This window comes from Bacteroidota bacterium (genome assembly GCA_019637975.1).
GTDB lineage: Bacteria > Bacteroidota > Ignavibacteria > UBA10030 > UBA6906 > CAADGV01.
Map to the genome: position 1 here is coordinate 151,693 of JAHBUR010000002.1, position 21,214 is coordinate 172,906.

A 21,214-nucleotide genomic window follows, 5' to 3' on the forward strand; every position below is an offset into this window, starting at 1 on the left:
GATGAAAAAGATTGCATTCTTTGCTGCGTGTTTGTTTGCTATTTCCTGCAACGAAACGAACCACGTCGTTGCCCCGTTTGTCGCACGTGTGTCGCTGACTGTGCAAAACCTTCCGCCAGTTGAAAACGCCCACTATGCCTTGTGGGGAACATTCTACAACTTCAGCAAATCAAACGGAGGCGATGGCCCGCAACACGAGGGTGAATTCGAGTTGTTCGGGGAGTTTACCGTAATGCCCGACGGCAGCTTGCGAAACTGGAATACCGGCAACGTACTGTTCGCTGTGCCCGAAGGACGGGATCCGCAACTATTGAAAGACATTGTTGTTACGATTCAAAGCGGCCACCATCATACACTTGCCAAAGCAAATGATGACGAGCCCGGCCCTGTTATCATGGGAGGGGCATTCTACGGAACGGAATCCCATGCCTACGCCGACCTGTCAATGTCGTATGCCGATGCTTTCAAATCCAATTTCTCTTTAGTGACGGGAAGGACCACCATCGTCTGCCCGACATCGCCGTTGGATTCCAACTCCGGAGTCTGGTTTGTAGAGCCGGGTCCGCCGTACACAGCAGGAATCAGAAGTCTTCCGGCATTGCCGTCCAGTTGGCGATACCAGGGTTGGGTAGTGCGTCCTGACATCGTTACGGGCATTTTCACGTATTGGTCGACAGGCAGGTTCTCCCGAGCCGACAGCGCTGATTTCGACGGTGCCGGGCCGAATAGCGGACTGGCACCGCCGCTGAATTTCCCCGGTCAGGACTTCGTGCAAGGCTCGACAGTCTTCACGAACCTTCGATCAGGCGAATACTCGTTCATGGTGACCATTGAGCCCGTGCCCGATAATTCGCATGATCCGTTTTTCCTGAAGCTTCTCACGTCGGGCGCAAATGCCCCTGTCGGGCGAACGTACACGATGCAGAATGTCATCGCCACGAGCGCGCCGACAGGAAGAGTCGTTATCATCAGATAAATGAATGCAGGTTGCACAATCTATATGAAGAACATCTTGAGTTACGGATTCTTCCTTCAACGTCAGCACTTTCCCATTCATCACAAAGCAAAGATGCTCGTGGGGGCAGTCTTTGCAGCTTTTGTTATTGCGGCAAGGGCTAACGCCCAATTTGAGGGAGTGGTGGAAAGCAAGAATACATCAACGAATGAATTCGGCCAGCCTCATGAATTTGTGATGACGATGTGGATCAAGAAAGATATGGTGAAGATTGAAACCCGAAGCGAAACGTTCGGCTCGACGATGATCTATCGGACGGACAAGCGACGAATCTGGATGCTCAATGCCGATGACAAGTCGTATTTTGAGATTTCACAAGATGAGAAGCCTCAGGAAATGATCGCACCAGGAGGCACAACGGCGAAGTATTCGATCAAGCGAACAGGCAAAACCAAAACAATAGCCGGATACAAGAGCGAGCAATTTATCATCAAACGTGAAACCGAGCAGACGGAATTGTGGGGGACGAAGAGTCTGAGCCAGCTCGTCACTACTCTTTCGAAAGCGCTGGGTCAGGAGCACGCCGAGGCTACCGAAGGCGCTACCGCAGAAGTTATGAAAATGGGAATCTACCCTCTCGCGTCGGCCACGAAAATCGACGGCGTTCTGGCCGAATCGCAGGAAGTGACCAGAATTGAACAGAAGAAACTCGACCCGCTAATCTTTGAGTTGCCTGCCGGCTACAAGAAGCAGAAATCCGTTGAGTTTTTCGATCCGGCAGGAGGGGAGAAGAAATAGAAAAGGCTAACACGACTGTTAGCCTTTCTGTACCAAAGGAGGGACTCCCCGAACGCAGAGCGTTCGGGGTAAACGAACCTTTACCCCGACACAGTCGGGGCTCACCCGGTTTAGGCTGTCTTTGATGCGATGACCTGTTCCAAAAACCTATGGCCGGGACCGCTTTTGAGGAACTGTTCTCTTCGTCTGGCTTCGGAACCTGATGGCACTTGTTCAGAGTAGACAAGTACAAAAGGGCGGCGGTGACGGGTTGAAAATGTTTTGCCGGAATTGTGCTCATTAATCCGCCGCTCGAAATCAGATGTCATGCCAATGTAGAGCTTATGGTCTTTGAGCGACCGAAGAACGTAAACCGTATATGAGGTACTTTTCTGCAGGTTGGTGGGGAATACTGATTCTTCATCCACGCCGAGGCCCGCCCCGATTTTGGTTCGGGCGGGCCTGTCGGAGCGTACGTACCAAAGGAGGGACTCGAACCCTCACCCGGTTTAGGCCGGACTGGATTTTGAGTCCAGCGCGTCTACCAATTCCGCCACTTTGGCATTGAGTTGAACACAATATAAACTTTTCGGCCGGGAAAAACAATTTGCTCGCCTTTGCTACGAAACCCCTTTCATGTATATTTCTTCACGATGAGCAAACGGTTTCTCATAATTCCGGCGGCAATCTTCCTCGCTGCAGCATCGTTTGCTCAAGAGTTAGCTGTACCGGCACTTCCAACTGCTGTACACTCGTTTAATCTTACATCCAGTAACAGAGATTCCGTCTTTCAGCTTCCACACCAGTTCATCACAACATTTGGCGACAGCGTTGTGCTGGATTCAGTCCGGACGCTTGTCAGAGATGTTGAGTATAGAATTGATTATCGATTCGGACGGATTACGTTCGATTCCACACTTGTCAACTCCCTTGAACCGGATTCTTCCTACACGATCACGGTGTATTACGGCTATTTGCCATTCCGATTTCAGGATTCGTACTACCGACGGAAGTTGGTTGTGCTGAAGGATTCTGTTGGAAGGGACACATTGCGGATTTCCCGACCGCGTTCGTCGTTCGGACTTGACGATATTTTCGGGCAGAATTTACAGAAAAGCGGGAGCATTGTGCGGGGATTTACGGTTGGCTCGAATCGTGATTTCTCGCTGAATAGCGGGCTCCGCCTTCAGCTCGCAGGCAAACTCACCGACGATATCGAAGTCGTGGCGGCCCTGACGGACGAGAACACGCCAATTCAGCCCGAAGGAACTACGCAAACGCTGCAGGAATTCGACAAAGTATTTGTTGAATTGCGAAGCACAGATGGATCTGCTACACTCGGAGATTTCAACCTCGAACTTGCCGGAACGGAATTCGCCCGCCTGAATCGGAAGCTGCAGGGTGCCAAGGTGGGTGCAAACTACCGCCTCGGATTTGCCGGAGGTACGTCACTTCTTACCGCCGCAACAACACGCGGCAAATTCAATACAAATCAATTTCAGGGACTTGAAGCGGTTCAGGGTCCGTACCGGTTGGTGGGAAAGAACAACGAACGGCAAATCATCATAATAGCCGGAACCGAGCGTGTGTACATCAACGGCGAGTTGCAAACCCGGGGGGAAACCAATGATTACACAATCGACTATTCCAACGGTGAAGTTACGTTCACCCCTCGCCGTCTCATCACTTCCGCCTCACGCATAACAATTGACTTTGAGTATTCCGACAGGCAGTTTTCCCGATCTCTTCTTGCCGGACAAAATTCATCCCGGTTCTTCAATGACAAGGCAACGTTCACATTCTCCTACCTGCGTGAAGCAGATGATCCTGATTCTCCGATTGACTTCTCGCTGACTGACAGTTCCCGCGCGATTCTTCAAGCCGCAGGTGATGATCAATCAAAGGCTGTTCTCAGCGGCGTTACACGGGTCGATTCCAACGGATACTATGTTCCTGACAGTACGCTCATCGGTGGCACGCTGTATCATCATTTCAGATACGCACCAGGACGCGATGCGCAGTACGTGATAACCTTCTCTCGTGTCGGAGCAGGGCAGGGAGAATACGTCAGACAGTCAGTCGGTGTATTCGAATGGCGGGGTCCGGGACTTGGCGATTATGTTCCGGTCAGATTTCTTGCGTTGCCGACTTCGTCCCAAGTAATCGATTTTCAGCTTGACGTAGCGCCAACATCAGATTTGCGGGTCTCCGGGGAATACGGGGCAAGCAGCTATGATGCGAATCGGCTCTCGACTCTCGGCGACGGTGATAATGCGGGTCATGCCCTCAAAGTCGAAGCGGCATATACTCCAAAAGAGGTGACCATCGGCGGGGCAAACATTGGCTCGTTTGACATGAGGATTCGTGAACGGTATGTCAACAAAAGATTCGTTCCTGTTGACAGGGCAAACGATATTGAGTTCAACAGGAAATGGGGGATCGAATCTCTCACTCAATCCAATGAGGAGATTCAGGAAGGATCCTTTCGCTATGCTCCAACAAATGCCATTTCTGTCGGAACAGGGTACGGAAAGATCGTGAGGGGCGAAGCGTTGCGAACAGTTCGAAACGATGCCACCTTTTCGATGAAGGGGGATTCGCTGCCGGCTGTTCACTATTTCTTCGAGAGTGTGCGGACACGGGAAACACCATCAGACAACTACAGTTCCTGGTTGAGACAAAACGGAAGTTTCGAGTACACGTGGAACGACATCATTCCCACATTTAAGTATGAGAATGAGAACAGGAAAATCAGGTACTTGTCAAAGGACTCGCTGAAAGCGGGGAGTTTTGCATTCAACGTGTTTGCGCCCGGCTTTCGTATACCGGATTTCTGGAAGATGTCTCTCTCGACCCAGCTTGAATGGCGGAATGAGGATGCGTTCAGTGCCGGCAGCCTGATTCGGGAATCGAGAGCATTTACACATTCGTATGCGTGGAAGCTGTCGGAATGGAACTCGCTCTCGTCTTCGCTCGACGTGACATTCAGAAACAAGAAATACACTCCAACCTTTAAGTCGTTGGGAAACAAAGACATAAGTACCGTCCTCGTCCGCAACCAGAGCCGTTTCACGCCATTCAACAGAGGAATCGAAACCGACCTCTTTTATGAAGTGGCAACCCAGCGCTCATCACGCCTTGAGCGGGTGTTCGTCAGGGTTGCGTTAGGCACAGGAAACTACAAGTATCTCGGTGATCTCAACAACAACGGCGTTGCGGATGAAAGCGAGTTTGTGCTCACACGATTCGATGGCGACTACATAGCCGTTACGGTCCCTTCCGACCAGCTCTATCCGGTCATTGATTTGAAGACAAGCGTCAGGCTTCGCATCACTCCCTCCCGACTCTTTTCATCTTCGGGAACAGTGTGGGGGGATATCCTGAATGCTGTTACAAGTGAGACATACGTACGTGTTGAAGAAAAAAGCAGTGAACCCGATCTCAAGAAGATTTACCTGTTGCACTTCAGCAGATTCCAGTCCGATTCCACAATTGCGGGATCGACATATTTTACCGAGGATGTGAACTTCTTCGAAGGACGTCCCGAGTTTAATGCGCGTCTTCGATTCTCGCAACGTAAAGGCTTGGCGAAGTTTGCTTCAAGCAGTTCAAGCGGAATACAAGAACGTAGTTTTACACGAGAGCGCTCGTTGCGTCTGCGATGGCAACTTGTTACAGAAATTGCCAATCAGATCGACCTTGTGAACCGCATTGATCGGGTAAGCAGTACGGAAATGAACAGCAGATTGCGGGATATCGAATCGAATACGCTCGCGTTCGATCTTTCCTATCGCCCGTATCAACATATTGAAACGGGAATGAAGTTTGAAGTCGGCAAATCCACGGATCAATACAGTATACCTGCAGTCAAGGCGGATCTCAATACGCAATCGGTGAGATTCGTGTACGCATTTCAGGGAGCGGGGCAAGCACGCGTTGAAGCGTCGCGTGAAGAAATTCTCCTAAGCAGAACAAGCGATATACTCCCGTTTGAACTGACGGGCGGGCGAGTTCCCGGGAAGACATATCTGTGGCGGGCGGCGTTCGACTATCGCGTCACGCATTTCATTCAGGCGACGTTGAACTACGACGGCCGGACGGAAGGAGGGAGACCTCCCGTTCACACGGCGCGTGCCGAAGTACGCGCCTTCTTCTGAGTCAGATTTTTTTTGAGCAAGCAAAAAGAAACAGAATTTCTTCTTGCATTTTTTGAAAGCCTTCGTTATACTCAATTCGCATCTTCTGAACCCGGTGCCCTCACGTTCCCCAACAATTCAACACTGCTGCTCCTCATGGTTTATTGCACGTCCTTCGAATCCAAAATTGGACTCATCTACGTCGCTTCGACGGAGAAGGGGACGTGCAAGATCAGTGTGCCGCGGCAGAACAGGAAGGACTTCTTCGGATGGTTGCACGACAATTTCGACAATAATGAAGTGTTGGATAACAAGTCGCGCAACAAGGAAACCATCGACCAACTGAACCGTTACTTCAACGGGAAACTCGCAAAGTTCACATTGCCCGTCGACTTGATCGGTTCCCCTTTTCAACTCCGTGTGTGGAAGGAACTCAACAAAATACCGTACGGAACAACCATTTCGTACAGACAATTGGCGAAGCGTATCGGCACAAGCCGCGGATTCCAGGCCGTGGGCCGGGCGAATGCGGCGAACCCGTTGCCCATCGTGATTCCGTGTCATCGCGTTCTCGGAGCAGACGGATCTCTCGTCGGTTACTCGGCAGGAGTGAAGACCAAAGAATTCCTTCTGAAGCTTGAGGGCGCCCTCATGATCTGATCGGGCGACACGCCTCGCAGTTGATTGACAAAGGGAACTGAACACGCGGAAGTTCCCTTTTCGTTTTCTTGCGCGTGGTGTCTTTTATTGATTACCGCGTTGATTTTCGTTATCATCACGTATGCCGAAGTGAAATATGCATGAAGTGAAGTGGAGGTTGCCGCAGTTTCACGGAAGCACGGAGGTGTTGCTGTGATGTGTCGTTGTGCAGAGTGTATGTACTGAATTCTTATTGATGCAAGCATTTCTCGAATCTCTCAACCCCGTTCAACGCGAAGCCGCCGCCGCCATCGACGGTCCGGTGATGATTGTTGCCGGTGCCGGCAGCGGTAAGACACGGGTTCTCACATACCGTACGGCGTATATTCTTGCGCAAGGGAAACGCCCCGAGTCCATACTCGCGCTTACGTTCACCAACAAAGCCGCGAAGGAAATGAAGGAACGTATCATCGCGTTGGTGGGTCCGGACAGCCGCGGCATTTGGATGGGAACATTCCATTCGATTTTTGCGCGCATTCTTCGCTTCGAAGCCGAACATCTCGGGTACGAGCGCAATTTCTCGATTTATGATACGGACGACTCGCAGCAGATGGTGAGAAGCATCATGCAATCTCTCAACATCTCGCAACAACAATACCCGGCGAACGGCGTTCGTTCACGCATCAGCCAGGCGAAGAATCAAATGATGTCGGCCAGGCAATTCAAAGCGGCGGCGGCAGATCCGTTGATGGAAAAGACGGCGTTTGTGTACGAGGAATATGAGAAGCGACTGCGGCACAACAACGCGATGGATTTTGATGATCTGTTGCTGAAGCCCCTCGAGTTGTTCCAGAAACACAAGGAAATCCTCCAACGCTACCAGTGGCGATTCCGGTACCTGATGGTGGATGAATACCAGGATACCAACCGTGTGCAGTACAAGCTCATCAACGAATTGGCGAGTCTCGGCAGAAACATTTGTGTTGTTGGAGATGATGCGCAGAGCATCTATGCATTCAGGGGTGCCGATATCAGGAACATTCTGGATTTCGAAAAAGACTATCCGGAGGCAAAGGTCTTCAGGCTTGAACAGAATTACCGCTCGACGAAAACGATTCTCGCGGCGGCGGATTCCGTCATCAAAAGAAATGTGGATCAGATCGAGAAAACCCTCTGGACTGATAATGATGAAGGCGAGCCTGTCACGCTTATCATTGCTGATGATGACAGGGAAGAGGGGTTCAAGGTTGTACAAAAGATTGAAGAGGAAACCCGCAAACGCAAGCTCGATTTGAAGGATTTTGCCGTTTTGTACCGCACAAATGCGCAATCCCGCTCTATCGAAGATGCCTTGCGGCGCAACGGCATTCCGTACATAATAGTGGGGGGAGTGGCTTTCTACAAACGCAAGGAAATAAAGGATGTTCTTGCGTATCTGAGGGTTATCGCCAACCCCAAAGATGCCGAAAGCATGCTGCGCATTATCAACTATCCCGGCCGCGGAATCGGCGAGACAACAGTGGAAAGGATCCAAACGTTTTGCCGCGAACAGTCGCTCCCGTTGTTTGACGGACTGGCGTCGGAACAACTTGGCGACGCGATCCCTGAGCGGGCCCTGAAATCCGTCCGCAAGTTCTCCGCACTGTTGAAGAAGTACATTGCATTGAAGGATGAACTCAGTGTAGGTGAGTTGGCTCGCATGCTTGTGGATGAACTCGGCATCCTCCAAGATTTCAAAGAGGAAAACACGATGGAATCGCTTGCACGACGGGAGAACGTGCTGGAACTTCTTTCCGCGTTGACCGAGTTCAACGATTTGCGGCCAGATGCCGGACTGGATGGTTTCTTGGAGGAAGTCTCGCTTGTATCAGATGTCGATCAGGCTGAATTCGGGCGGAATGCAGTGACCATTATGACGCTGCATGCGGCAAAGGGATTGGAGTTTCCCGTTGTGTTCGTTACCGGATTGGAAGAAGGATTGTTTCCGCTTTCCAATTCGATGCTCGATAAGAAGGAGTTGGAAGAAGAACGCAGATTATTCTACGTCGGCATCACCCGCTCGATGAAGAAACTGTATCTCCTGTACGCGTTGACTCGTTACCGGTTCGGCGAGTTCAGTTATTCCGTCCGGTCGAGGTTTCTGGATGAGATTGATGAGTCCCTGGTGGTCACGGAAGGGAATTCACGGCTTGCCGCGTTCTCGCCTCCGGCGCCGCGTGAAGTACGCAAGCCGTTCGCGCAATTCAAAAAGAACAACGATGACGTGAACAAGTACTTCACCGACATAATGCCGGATTATGAGAACGAGTCCCAAATAGGCCCGGTGCCAAAACATAAGGTCGGGTCCCGCGTCATCCATGAAGCATTCGGGCGAGGCCGGATTATTGCTATCGACGGACGCGGTGACAATGCGCGTGCCGTCGTTGATTTCGAGTCTGTGGGGAAAAAGAACCTGATGCTGAAGTTCGCAAACCTGCGCTCTGCGTGAGACCGGCTTCTCTCGCGATGAGGAGAACACCATGGTAGAATCCGTCATCAAGGTTGTCAAATTCTTCCTGCGCTATCTTGAAACCGTCTGGTTTTATACGCGGCGTATCGGGAAGAAGTTGTTCGGCGAAGACATTCTCTTCCTTGCTTCCGGACTCGCGTTCAACGGCATTCTCACCATGATTCCGCTGATGCTGCTGACTGCCTCCGCGCTCGGTATGTTCCTGAATTCCTCCCAAGCAGCAATCGGACAGCTTAACGATATTCTCGATGCGATCTTTCCGCCTCAACCGTTTGCCATCAGCATCAAGCAATCCATTCTCGCGGTTGTAGAAGATATTGTCGCGTACAGGCGTTCGATTGGAATTTTCGGCGCTATCGTATTGCTGTGGACAGCCACGTCGCTGTTTGATGCGTTGCGGAGTGTTCTGCATCGCATATTTCATTTAAAGCGGACTCGGGGTCTCCTTGTCAGTCTTCTGCACGATGTCGTGTTTGTGTTTCTGGTGTTTCTCCTGTTTGTAACGTCGAACGTGTTCATCTGGATGCTCTCGTTTCTCAAGACTATCGGAGAAACGGTGCCCGCCCTTCACACACTGACCCGGATAGATCTTGGTACCACGCTGCCGACGATTGTTGTTGTGCTGCTCACGGCGGTGATGTTCTACATCGTCTATCGCTACATACCAGACACAAAGCCCCCCCGGCTAACGGGCATCATCGCAACGATCACCACGACTGTGCTGTGGGTTGTGTCGGGCAAAGTGTTTGCCCTGTATCTCTCCCAATTCTCTGCCATCGGCACAATCTACGGTCCGTACGCCTTCATTCTGGTGCTACTGATCTGGATCTACTATTCAAGTATAATTTTCGTCATCGGGGCCATTGTCGGGCAGGCGTATTGGGAGAGGGCGAAGCTGAAGGAGGCCGGAAAACTTCGCCGCTGGGTGGACATTGAGGAATAGCTGTTCGCCCGGTTCTTGTTGACATTCTGCGCAGTCTTCTTTATATTCGTCACAGGTTCCAGTGGTTGTTAAAACTGGAACTTCCAGTTCTCAGATTCCCACTTCCATACATAAAACGCATCTGCAATGAAGACTATGAGTCGTTGTCAGATAGTTTACCTTCTGTTGTTTGTCGTACTTGTTCTCTCATCAAAGGCCTACTCGCAATCGAGTTCCATTACTCAACTTAAACTCGACGGATTGGATGGAACGCGCTCGGTGCTTTCAGAATATCTGAAGAAGGGGCCTGTGTACATGAACTTCTGGGCTTTGTGGTGCGAACCGTGCAAACTTGAGCTCCGGGCGTTGAAGTCCTTTGCCAAGGAGCATGAAGACGGTGCGTTCACGATTCTTGCCGTGAATCTCGACAGTCCGAAGAGTATTGCAAAAGTGAAATCATATGTTCGGTCGCAGAGTTATCCCTTTCCGGTGATGCTCGACCCGAACTCACAGGTGTTTCAGGCGCTGAACGGCCAGAATCTCCCGTTCGCCGTCTTGATCGACAAGTCGGGGAAGGTTGTTTCAGCACGCACCGGTTTTCTGCCCGGTGATGAAAAGGAAATTGCAGACGAGATTCTAAAACTCAGTATGATGAAAGAATAAACGGAGCCATTTATTGCGTAAACTGGTACTACTGCTTTGTATTCCGGCTTCACTGACAGCACAATCACATCTCAACTATTCGGTAAGTAACTATCTCCGCTACGGAAGCGGTGATGAACGTGTGGGCACTGTTTCGCAGCGGCGTGACTATTTCGAGAATCTGACCGAGGCAAAGATTTCGATGTCCGATTTCCTGATCGGTTTCCGGTTGCTGCACGATGCGCCGCCCGAGTTCGGGGCCGAGTTCTCGGGTATCAAGAAACGCTATCTCGAATTCAGAAAGGACGATTTCTACATCCGCGCCGGTGATTCATACACTCTGTACGGACGGGGTCTCGCGTTGAATTTGTTCGAAAGCAGGGCGCTTGCCTATGATACAGGACTTGACGGCGTGAAGATGGAGTATTCCAATGACAAGGTAAGAGTCGGCATCACTGCGGGTGATGTCCGCTATCTCGACATTCTCGACCTGAGTCGCGTTGAAGAGTATCGCTTGCGGGCGGGGACAGTTGAGGTAAATCCTTTTCCGTATTTCGGATTCGGGTTTACTGTTGCATCAGGAAAATCGAGATTTCCGCCCCCGGCGTTCCCCGATATGTACGCGCAGTTTGACATACCCGAATACTCGGTGAAAGGCTCGTATGCAGGATTCGATTTCTATGCTTCGTACGCCGAGAAGCGAACCACCGTGTATGGCGACACGAACGGTACGCATCGGGGGACGGGGTTCTACGGGTCATTGTCGTATTCTGAAGAATCATTCGGCGTGACAGTGGAGTACAAAGACTACAGGTTCGGCATTACCGACCCGTTGAATCGGGACAATCGCAACAGGGCACACAAAGCCCTTGCGTTTCAGAATGCGCCGATCGTTCACAAGGAGCATACATTCACGCTGCTCTCCCGCTATCCTCACGTTATTGATTTCAATGACGAAGTCGGATTTCAGGTGGATGTATTCTACACAGCCCTTGAGCGGTTCACCGGTTCGTTGAATTTCTCCGCTTCAAGCAGGCATTACAGTTTTGATTCAGTCGGTGTCCGGAGTATTTTCGGTGCTCCGTTTCCCGTATTTGGTTCAATGCCGCGGAACACATCATTCCTGCCGAGCTTTGACAGGCAGTTTTCACCTTTCTGGGAAGTGTACACTGACGTTCAGTACTATTTTGATGACGGAGGAACTGATTACGTGCTGGTTGGATTGAACAGGAGGTCCGAGGATTTGGCAGAACTGTATCCTCTGCCTGGAAACCGGAAGGGGGTCATCGAATCCCGGCGGCTGACGGCAATTCCCGTTTCGGTACAGTACACCGTTGCGGATGAATGGGTGTTGAAGTTCGTCTCCGAGCGGCAATGGGTGTACGACGATGCAAACCCGTCGAAACGGAGGTTCTACAACCATTTACTCTCGCTCGGCGTTGCCCGCTCTCCCGATTTTGCCGTGACGCTTCGCTACGAATTCACAACGGACGAAAAGACGAACGACGGACGAAAGAACTGGACAGCTATTGACGCATCGTACAGATACAGCAACAATCACACACTAACACTTACTGTAGGAGGAGACCGGGGAGGGCAAATCTGTGCAAACGGAGTATGCCGTGTTGTAAACCCGTTCTTAGGAGTTCGGGCAAGTATTCTCAGTTATCTGTAGCTCGCTTTTCCATCAACCAAACAATAAGGAGGAGTTATGAAAAAACTCTCACTACTTCTGGCCGTTGTGATCCTGCTGAGCGGATTCACCGCTACCGGCGACGCAGCCGCGCGGAAGGTGTTGTTCGAGATGATCACCAGCACAACGTGCGCTCCGTGCTATCCCGCCGATGTGTTTTACTTCCAGAACTGGCTTCCGAATTATGGCGGTGCTGCAAGCGTCGTTACCCTTGCCTATCATGTCTGGTGGCCCACGCCGGGGAATGATCCGATGTATCTTGCCAATACTGCGCCTGTTCAGACGAGGATGAACTACTATGCACCCAGTGGCAACTTCGCTCCGCGTGCCTTTATCGACGGATTTATTGATGGCGGAAGCGGATACAGTTCATGGCCGGGAGCAATCGAGGGACGTTGGCTGGATTTCAGCCCCATCAACATCGTTGTGACCGGAACACGAAACGGCAACACATTGGAGATGAATGCCGCGATCACTGCCGAGCAAAACGTCAATTCTGCAAACTGGCGGGTTCATTGGGCTGTTGTGGAATCTGAGATTCCCGAACCGCAAAACTCGGGCAGCGGGTACGTTCCGTTCATCCATCATTTCGTCCACCGGAACATGTACCCCGATGCCAACGGCTCACCCATTTCCATTTCTCAGGGACAAACGGTCAACGTTCCCCGTACCATCACCCTTAACTCGAACTGGAATGCCACGCATTGCCGCGTGATCGTATTTGTTCAGGATAACGCGAACAAGAAAGTCCAGAACGTCGAGTACATGGAAGTCCCTGACATTCCGACCAGCGTCGGCAATCCGTCAAACGACATTCCCACAACATTCGCCATCTCCCAAAACTACCCCAATCCCTTCAACCCGACGACGCAGTTCGACTATGCGGTGAGCAGCCGTTCATTCATCTCGATAACAGTGTATGACCTGCTCGGCCGTGAAGTGAAATCACTTGTGTCAGACGAGAAGGCTGCCGGTGTCTATAAAGCGGAATGGGACGGGACGGATAATGCAGGCACAGTATTGCCCAGCGGCATGTATCTCTATCGCATGACGGCAGGCAATTTCTCTGAAACCAGGAAAATGATTCTCATGAAGTAACGGAAGTTGTTCCTGCCGGAACAATGAACACGATGGCAACAGGGGCCTGTGCGTGCACGGGCCCTTGCCGGCGAGGTTGAACCATTCGTGTTGTTTCTTGTCATGCTTTGGCTGTACCATTCACATCACACAAATCACACTCACAAACCACATACACTACTAAAGGAGGTTGTATGATGCGTATCATTACTGTTGCGGCGTTTCTGGTGCTGGCGCTGCCTGCATTGCTGTTGGGTGGAGTAGGTGGGCAGACTTTGCAGCCGGTGCCTGCAAGCCCGGACACCGTTGGTCCCGATGCATGGGGATATACGGCAGTCCGGCATAACGAGCCCGGAGGCCCCGTGTTCAATTGGGTTGATATTACAACCCGGGGAACTCTGGTAACGGGCCTCGGCGACGATAACTTCGTCGGGCCGTTCCCGATGCAACTCCAGTTCCCCTATTACTGGTACAATGTCGACAGGTTCTATGTCGGCTCGAACGGGTACATCAACTTCTCGGCGCCCGGCAACTTTGCCCCCCCGTTTGCTGCGCTGCCGAACACAGCCAACCCGAATGACATGCTCGCCATCTGCGTCGGCGATCTCGTTCTCAGCGGACAGGCGGGAGCAGGAGGCCAGGTGTATTACTGGACGAATGCAGTCGATTCGGTTGTTGTCAGTTTTATCAACGTGACGGAATGGGAGCAGACGATCAACCCCAATACACGCCACACGTTCCAGGTTATTCTGAGAAAAGCAGACAGCTCGATCACTTACCAGTACGGACGGCAGGAGGGACGTTACAATTCTACCAATAATACCCGTCTGTGTATTGGTATTGAGAACGCCACGGGACAGATCGGCGTAAACTATGTTTACTCTACCGCGCCTCCGCATGCTGCATTGCCCGATAGCGGCCACGCCATCCGGTTCAAGAGAACAGTCAACACGGGCCTGCAGATTACCGATGCGGGTATTGTTGGCGGACTGAACGCGGGGAACATAGGAAAGATCATTAATGTGAATGTTCCTGACACTGTGAAGTGTGTTGCGAAGAATTTCGGCACGGCGGCACTTTCCAATGTTCGGATTACGTATCAGATTTCACGTGCGCTCGAAACCTACAGGGATACAGTGTTTATTGCATCGATGGCACCGAGTTCCGAGCAGACCGTCGTATTCCCCCGACTCTTTACACCAACAGTCACGGGTTCATACACCGCGCGCTTTGATGCGTTTGTTGCAGGCGACGTCGGGCCAGGCAACAACACAAAAACTGCAGAGATAGTCTCGGCATCGTTTGCGCTTGGTCAGCGTACGACGATTCAATTCGAAAGCGGAACTGCATCGACAACAACTGGTTGGATTGGCGGCGGAGGTTACGGCGTGATGATTGACCTTCCTGCATCGGCCTATCCGGTACGCGTGGAATCCGTGTATGTTCGCATTGGCGCGGTAACGGCGCAGCCCTTGACGGTAGAGATTCTGGACGGTTCAAGCGGAGCGCCGGGGGCTGTTCTCGCAACGAGGACACTGGATGGTGTAGCCAACACGTTCAACGGTATCGACTTCAGAAGCGATAGTGTGAGAATCACTGGGGGCAGATTCTTCGTCGGTGCGAAAGGCAATATCGCGTTCTCGCGTGAAACCACTGCGCCGATATCGTACCGTACTTGGGAATTCACAGGAGGCTGGGCACCCTACAGGTCACAGGACATTGAGGATGCGCTGATACGGGCTACGGTTGTGCCGGTAACGCCGTCGATTGCACCGAATCCCGATGAAGCTTGCTACGCTGGTCCGATTCCTGCCTATCCAACAGGTATGTTCGGTCACGCCTCGGCAGCATTGGGTGACACGCTATACATCGTAGGCGGTTCGGCGACGGGTGTGCCATCGACAGCGGTGTACACATACTCGATTTCAACAAAGACGTGGGGAACAGGCGTTTCGCTGCCCACCGCGAAATCAGGCGGTGACCTTGTAGCACTTGGCGGCAGCCTCTACTACATCGGCGGCGGCTTGACTGCAATTACCGCAGGCGATGCGGCCCAGTACAAGTACACTCCGGGAGCCGGTTGGACGGCAATCGCTGACATCCCAACACCTGTTACAGGAAATACCGCAGAAGCATGGGGTGATAGCGTGATTATCAATGTTGCAGGCGGATGGACTACCTATCTCACGACAGTCCAGGTCTATCGTCCCGCATCGAATACATGGTCTACCTCTACACCGCTTCCCGTCGGTCGCAGAACGCATGCAATGGGCTTGTGGGGCAACCAGATTCTTGTTGCGGCAGGCTTCAGCGGGGCGTACCGCAACGACTTCTACATCGGGACGATTGGTGCCAACGCCAATACGATTACATGGGCAGCCGGACCCGCGGTGCCTATGAGAGGAGGATCATCCCGCCCGGGCGGCCATGCCGTAAACGGCCGATTCTACTTCGTGACAGGCGAAACTTCACCGGCTCCTGCACAGCAGGATAGTATCTATATCTGGGATATAAATGGTGCCGCATGGTTGCCGCAGATCATTACCGGCCGCGGCGGCGGTGCTGGCTCGAACTACTGGGGTGTCGTGTCGTCAACAGTCACTCCGAACAATGTCCGCATCTGGATTCCGGGCGGTTCGGTTCCCGGTGCAACCCAGTGGGGCTTGTATGTTCTGACGGATGATTGCAGAATTGTTGACGTTGAGGAGATTCCTGCGTCTGTCCCGACTGAGTTCGGTCTGAGCCAGAATTACCCGAATCCGTTCAACCCGACAACAACAATCCAATACTCCCTGCCTCGTGCATCATCCGTGAATCTACAAGTCTTCAATATTCTCGGACAGCAGGTGATGCAGCTTCAAAATGAGGTTGTTTCGCCGGGCGTTCACAATATCGTTTGGAATGGCCAGAACCGATTCGGCCAGCCCGTTGCCAGCGGCGTGTATTTCTATCGCCTCGAAGCAAAGCCGGTTGATGGAAGCTCGCCGTTCAGCGATATCAGAAAGATGCTGCTCCTCAAGTAACATCAAGATTTGCAAGGAAATGCACTATGAACTCCAGCAAACGCTGGAGTTCATTTTTTCTGCTGATTCCCAAAATGTACACAGCTATTGATTTTAGCTTTGCTTGTCCTTACGTTTTCGACGTCGACGCGTGTTCGAGGGGAATACCAGTAGTTTGACTGACGCAGACCAATCCGGTTCCCCATTCTAATCACAAATCCAAAGGAGGTGCACCGTGAAGTATCCAACTAAAGTTCTTATTCTCTGCTTTATAGTTTTCATGGGTGGCCATCTCAGTGCAGGCGTCGGGTGGAACCTAATCTGGGAGACTAATCCAAGCTTTCCATTGGCGGCCGGGCAAGACTCTGGCCCTATCAGCTTCAATCCTGGGAAATCTGCTTATGAATTGAGGTTCGAGTTTCTGAGAGACGTGATTACTGGAGGTGATGAAGACCCAATTACTTATGCTCGCGTTGTGGTGAAGGATGGAAATGGCGCAACATTGCTCGACAAGAATTATGACTTGCCGAACATTGGTCAAACTTATGCTTTTCAGGAGGTCATTTCCAGTTCAAGTGGCACACAGACCATTACTGTTTACTGTCCAACTGGATTCTACCAGTATCTAAGAGCAAAGACATATTGGACATAGTTCTGTAGGTTGACAAACGCGTCGACAAGCTAGACGGGCATGGCTCCGGCGTCACTGCCGGGGCTTCTGTTTTTTTGATCTCCCGTAGTGCGCTTTGTTGATTCACCCATCCCTCTTTGATATATTTCACCTGCAAACCGGAATCTCACCTTCATTCTACCCAGCACGATTATGTCAAAGAACAGTGTCGAGTATCTCAAGAAATTGGAAGCACAGGCTCTTCTCGGCGGCGGCGAAAAGCGCATCGACGATCAGCACGCGAAAGGCAAACTCACAGCACGCGAGCGTGTCAACGTCCTGCTTGACGAAGGGAGCTTTCAGGAAGTGGATATGCTCGTCGAGCATCGTTCGAGTGATTTCGGATTGGAGAAGCAGAAGTTTTTGGGCGACGGCGTTGTAACAGGAACCGGAACAATCGGGGGCAGAACCGTATGCGTCTTCAGCCAGGATTTCACGGTATTCGGCGGCTCACTTTCCGAGGCGCACGGACAAAAGATCTGCAAGATTATGGATCTTGCAATGAAAATCGGATGCCCAGTTATCGGGCTGAATGATTCTGGCGGGGCGCGCATTCAGGAAGGCGTTGTGAGTTTAGGCGCGTACGCGGATATTTTTCTGAGGAATACGCTGGCGTCGGGCGTCGTTCCGCAAATCTCCGCCGTCATGGGGCCATGTGCGGGCGGGGCAGTCTATTCGCCCGCGATCACCGATTTCACGTTGATGGTGAAGAACACGAGCTACATGTTCGTGACAGGCCCGAACGTCGTAAAAACAGTAACGCACGAAGAAGTAACGTCGGAGGAACTCGGCGGCGCGGTAACGCATGCCTCGAAAAGCGGCGTTGCACATTTTGCGTGCGAGAATGAGGTGGAATGTCTCGAAAACGTCCGGCGGCTCGTCAGCTTCATCCCTCCGAACAATCGTGAGGATCCCCCGCGGGTACAGCCTCGTGACAATCCGAACAGAAAAGACGCGGCGCTCGACTCCATCATTCCCGCCAATCCCAATAAACCCTACGACATCAAGGACGTGATTCACCGTGTTGTTGACGACGGGGATTTCTTTGAGGTTCATGCGTTGTACGCCGAAAATATCGTCGTGGGATTTGCCCGACTCGATGGCATGCCCGTCGGCATTATTGCCAACCAGCCGAATGTGCTTGCCGGCGTTCTCGATATCGACTCATCAAAAAAGGGGGCACGCTTTGTCCGCTTTTGCGATGCGTTCAATATTCCGCTTGTCGTGTTTGAAGACGTGCCCGGCTTTCTCCCCGGCACGGATCAGGAGTGGCGCGGCATCATTACCAACGGCGCAAAGCTATTGTATGCCTTCTGCGAAGCGACCGTCCCGAAGATCACCGTCATCACACGAAAAGCATACGGCGGCGCTTATGATGTGATGAACTCGAAACACATCCGCGGCGATTTCAATTTCGCCTGGCCTTCAGCCGAAATAGCCGTGATGGGACCGAAAGGTGCCGCCGAGATTATCTTCAAGAAGGAAATTGACAAAGCAGCCGACAAAGACGCGGCCCTCGCCCAACGTGAGAAAGAGTACAGGGAGAAATTTGCGAATCCCTATCTTGCCGCCAGTCGCGGCTACATCGACGCGGTGATTGTGCCAAGCGACACGCGGCCCCGCCTGATTTCCGCGCTGAAGACGCTGGAGAACAAAGTCGATTACAACCCGAAGAAGAAACACGGGAACATTCCGCTGTGACGGGGAGCGGAAGGAACAACGGTGTACGGCAGCATTAAAATTCTTCAATTGCTCCGGCAACGCCTTGATTGTTCGCGCCGCATCGCGTATTTTGAAGCCACCATTTCCCAGCAGTGCTGCCCTGATGTTCACTTTAGAGAGGATGCATGAGAAAAACTGTTCTTGTCTTGACATCGTTCGCGTTCCTGCTTCTTGCAGGATGTTCCACCGACGAAACCACCCGGAACCTCTCTTCTGCTACGAATTCCGCCGACACTTCAACTTCACCAATAACCGAACACGTACCGGAACCCGTGGAATCGCAGGGCATGCCGGACAATCTCCTGATCAGCAACGACTCGCTGACGGCGGTTCAACTCGAACGCGCACGGCAGCATTATCTCTCGGCCATGCGCGCCGAGGAAACAGGCGATTCGGGCAGGGCGAGCCGCCAGTTTGAACGGGCGATCGAAATCCTCGATGAACTTAGTTACTATCCCGAAATAGAATCAAACCAGGATTTCACTGATCTCAGCAAGACCATAGTCGAGGACTACGAGAAGTTTCTGAGCAAGTCGGGTGTTGTCGATTCGACACTCTCGGTATTTGCTCTGCGCGAGAAACTCAATCTCCTCTCCGATCAGCTCGATACTGCGTCCGTTCAACCGGAACGCATCATCGTCGGTACATCGGTGCCACTCGTCGTGAACAATCTTGTGCAGAAGCATATTCAATTCTTCACGAACCGGGGACGCCATCATATGGAACGCTGGCTCGAGCGCTCCGGCAAGTATTTCCCGATGATTCACAAAATTTTCAGGGAAGAGGGCGTTCCCGAAGAAATGGCCTATCTCGCCATGATCGAAAGCGGCCTGAATCCGGTGGCACGTTCGTGGGCGAAAGCGCTAGGCATGTGGCAGTTCATCAAAGGAACGGGAGTACGGTACGGATTAACAGGCAACTTCTGGTACGACGATCGCCGCGATTTCGAGAAAGCGACGCGGGCGGCGGCGCAACACTTGCGCGACCTCTATGCCGATTTCGATGACTGGTATCTCGTGATGTCGGCGTACAACGCGGGCGCCGGACGAGTGTACCGGGCGATGCGCCGGAGCGGCTCGAAGGATTTTTGGGAGATGAGAAGATTTCTCCCCCGCGAAACGAGAAGCTATGTGCCGTCGTACATCGCCGTTTCGCTGATCGCCATGAATCACAAAGAGTACGGCTTCGACGTCACGCCGGCGGATCCGCTGGAGTACCACTATGTAACCGTCGATGAATGTGTTGATTTGGAGGTGCTTGCAGAATGTGCGGGTACGGATTTCGACATCCTGCGTGAGTTGAACCCCGGACTCATCCATCGTTCCACGCCGCCGACATCCAAGGGATTCCAGTTGCGCGTACCGGGTTCGGTCGACAAGGAGATGTTCCAACAGAACTATGCGGCGCTACCGGAAAGCAAGAAGATGTCCTGGGTGACACACAGGGTGAAGAAGGGTGAAACCATTCAAAGCGTAGCGCGGCATTATGGCGTGTCGCATCAGGTTCTTGCAGAAGCGAACGGACTGAAAGCACGCAGCAGATTGAAGGTTGGCGGAAATGTCATGATCCCGGTCTCCAAAGAGCGAACCGATATCGCGTCGAACATACCATCGTCCATGATGTATGATCCCGAGCCGAAAGAGAGTGTCCGCAGTCAGGCACGCACGATTCGTTCGGCTCCTGCTGCTCCGGAAATCCCGGCGGACAAAACGAGATTGACGTACCGCGTAAAAAGCGGAGATACCATCGGGCATATCGCGGAATGGTACGGGGTTCGGGCAACAGACATTCGAACGTGGAATAATCTTCCGTACAACCGGCCGATTCAAGTGGGGCAGAGAATCGTTGTCTGGGTTGACAAGTCTGCCGCCCCGGCACTTGCCTCGATTGATGCGATGACGCCGACTCAGAAGAAGTCCCAACCCGGAAAATCCGTTCCGGTCACCGAATCTGCCGCCGACGCTTCGGGCGTGTACGTGGTGAAGTCGGGCGACTCGCTGGACAAGATTGCACGCGAGCATGGCGTGACTGTTCAGCAGATTCAGCGTTGGAACAGCCTGCGTTCGTCGCGCATCATGCCGGGCGACGAGCTGGTCGTCTATCCGGTTGTGAAGGAAGTCGAATCGGCCCGTGCCAAATCACTCGCCGATGCCCGCGCAACCTCCGCGGGGAAGTCGAAGCATATCATCTACGTTGTCCGGAAAGGCGATACCGTGTGGCAGATTGCGCAACAGTATGATGTTCAGGAGTCGCAAATCAGAGAATGGAATTCTTTGAACCGCAACGGCCGGATCTATGCCGGTCAAGAATTGATTATCAAGAAGGAAACAAACTGACCGTTCGGTTAGTTGCCGGTTGGAAAGGGATGTGCTTGGCTGCACATCCTTTTTGTTTTATGCGAATGTGAATTCTCTGTAAACCTCCCGCGTATTCTTGACTTTCGGAGCGAATAGCAATAAATTGGCTTCAC

At 52.2% G+C, this 21,214-nt stretch carries 14 protein-coding genes and 1 tRNA gene; 13 read left to right on the plus strand and 2 right to left on the minus strand.

The window, feature by feature from the left end; translation table 11 throughout:
- Position 1: 1 nt before the first annotated feature.
- Positions 2 to 976: a hypothetical protein gene (locus tag KF749_01650; protein ID MBX2989852.1), complete on the plus strand. Its 975-nt coding sequence runs from the start codon at positions 2 to 4 to the stop codon at positions 974 to 976.
- Between the two features lie 24 nt (positions 977 to 1,000).
- Positions 1,001 to 1,753, plus strand: a complete 753-nt coding sequence (locus KF749_01655; protein ID MBX2989853.1) for a DUF4412 domain-containing protein — start codon at positions 1,001 to 1,003, stop codon at positions 1,751 to 1,753.
- A 110-nt stretch (positions 1,754 to 1,863) separates the two neighbouring features.
- Here the strand turns inward: KF749_01655 and KF749_01660 are convergent, their stop codons facing one another.
- On the minus strand, positions 1,864 to 2,130 hold the full coding sequence (locus KF749_01660; protein ID MBX2989854.1) for a GIY-YIG nuclease family protein: 267 nt from the start codon (positions 2,128 to 2,130) through the stop codon (positions 1,864 to 1,866).
- Positions 2,131 to 2,209: 79 nt separating this feature from the next.
- Positions 2,210 to 2,295, minus strand: a tRNA-Leu gene (locus tag KF749_01665).
- 90 nt (positions 2,296 to 2,385) lie between these two features.
- Between KF749_01665 and KF749_01670 the strand changes: the two genes are divergently transcribed.
- From KF749_01670 to KF749_01720, 11 genes are all read left to right on the plus strand, one after another.
- Positions 2,386 to 5,889 carry a hypothetical protein gene (locus tag KF749_01670; GenBank protein MBX2989855.1) on the plus strand — a complete coding sequence of 1,168 codons (3,504 nt, stop codon included), beginning with the start codon at positions 2,386 to 2,388 and terminating at the stop codon, positions 5,887 to 5,889.
- 135 nt (positions 5,890 to 6,024) lie between these two features.
- Positions 6,025 to 6,528: a methylated-DNA--[protein]-cysteine S-methyltransferase gene (locus KF749_01675; GenBank protein MBX2989856.1), complete on the plus strand. Its 504-nt coding sequence runs from the start codon at positions 6,025 to 6,027 to the stop codon at positions 6,526 to 6,528.
- Positions 6,529 to 6,763: 235 nt separating this feature from the next.
- Positions 6,764 to 8,995: a UvrD-helicase domain-containing protein gene (locus KF749_01680; protein ID MBX2989857.1), complete on the plus strand. Its 2,232-nt coding sequence runs from the start codon at positions 6,764 to 6,766 to the stop codon at positions 8,993 to 8,995.
- 31 nt (positions 8,996 to 9,026) lie between these two features.
- A complete protein-coding gene (locus tag KF749_01685; GenBank protein ID MBX2989858.1) occupies positions 9,027 to 9,959 on the plus strand; it encodes a YihY/virulence factor BrkB family protein in 933 nt (310 codons plus the stop codon).
- Between the two features lie 135 nt (positions 9,960 to 10,094).
- Positions 10,095 to 10,601, plus strand: a complete 507-nt coding sequence (locus tag KF749_01690; protein MBX2989859.1) for a TlpA family protein disulfide reductase — start codon at positions 10,095 to 10,097, stop codon at positions 10,599 to 10,601.
- Between the two features lie 13 nt (positions 10,602 to 10,614).
- On the plus strand, positions 10,615 to 12,255 hold the full coding sequence (locus KF749_01695) for a hypothetical protein (GenBank protein MBX2989860.1): 1,641 nt from the start codon (positions 10,615 to 10,617) through the stop codon (positions 12,253 to 12,255).
- A gap of 36 nt (positions 12,256 to 12,291) precedes the next feature.
- Positions 12,292 to 13,371, plus strand: coding sequence for an Omp28-related outer membrane protein (locus tag KF749_01700; protein MBX2989861.1), 1,080 nt, complete (start codon positions 12,292 to 12,294; stop codon positions 13,369 to 13,371).
- 173 nt (positions 13,372 to 13,544) lie between these two features.
- Entirely contained in the window at positions 13,545 to 16,373 is a 2,829-nt protein-coding gene (locus KF749_01705) for a T9SS type A sorting domain-containing protein (GenBank protein MBX2989862.1), read from the plus strand.
- 214 nt (positions 16,374 to 16,587) lie between these two features.
- Positions 16,588 to 17,004, plus strand: a complete 417-nt coding sequence (locus KF749_01710; protein MBX2989863.1) for a hypothetical protein — start codon at positions 16,588 to 16,590, stop codon at positions 17,002 to 17,004.
- 171 nt (positions 17,005 to 17,175) lie between these two features.
- Positions 17,176 to 18,723, plus strand: a complete 1,548-nt coding sequence (locus KF749_01715) for an acyl-CoA carboxylase subunit beta (protein ID MBX2989864.1) — start codon at positions 17,176 to 17,178, stop codon at positions 18,721 to 18,723.
- A gap of 146 nt (positions 18,724 to 18,869) precedes the next feature.
- Positions 18,870 to 21,080 (plus strand): LysM peptidoglycan-binding domain-containing protein, encoded by a 2,211-nt coding sequence (locus tag KF749_01720; protein ID MBX2989865.1) that lies wholly within the window; start codon positions 18,870 to 18,872, stop codon positions 21,078 to 21,080.
- Positions 21,081 to 21,214 lie beyond the last annotated feature (134 nt).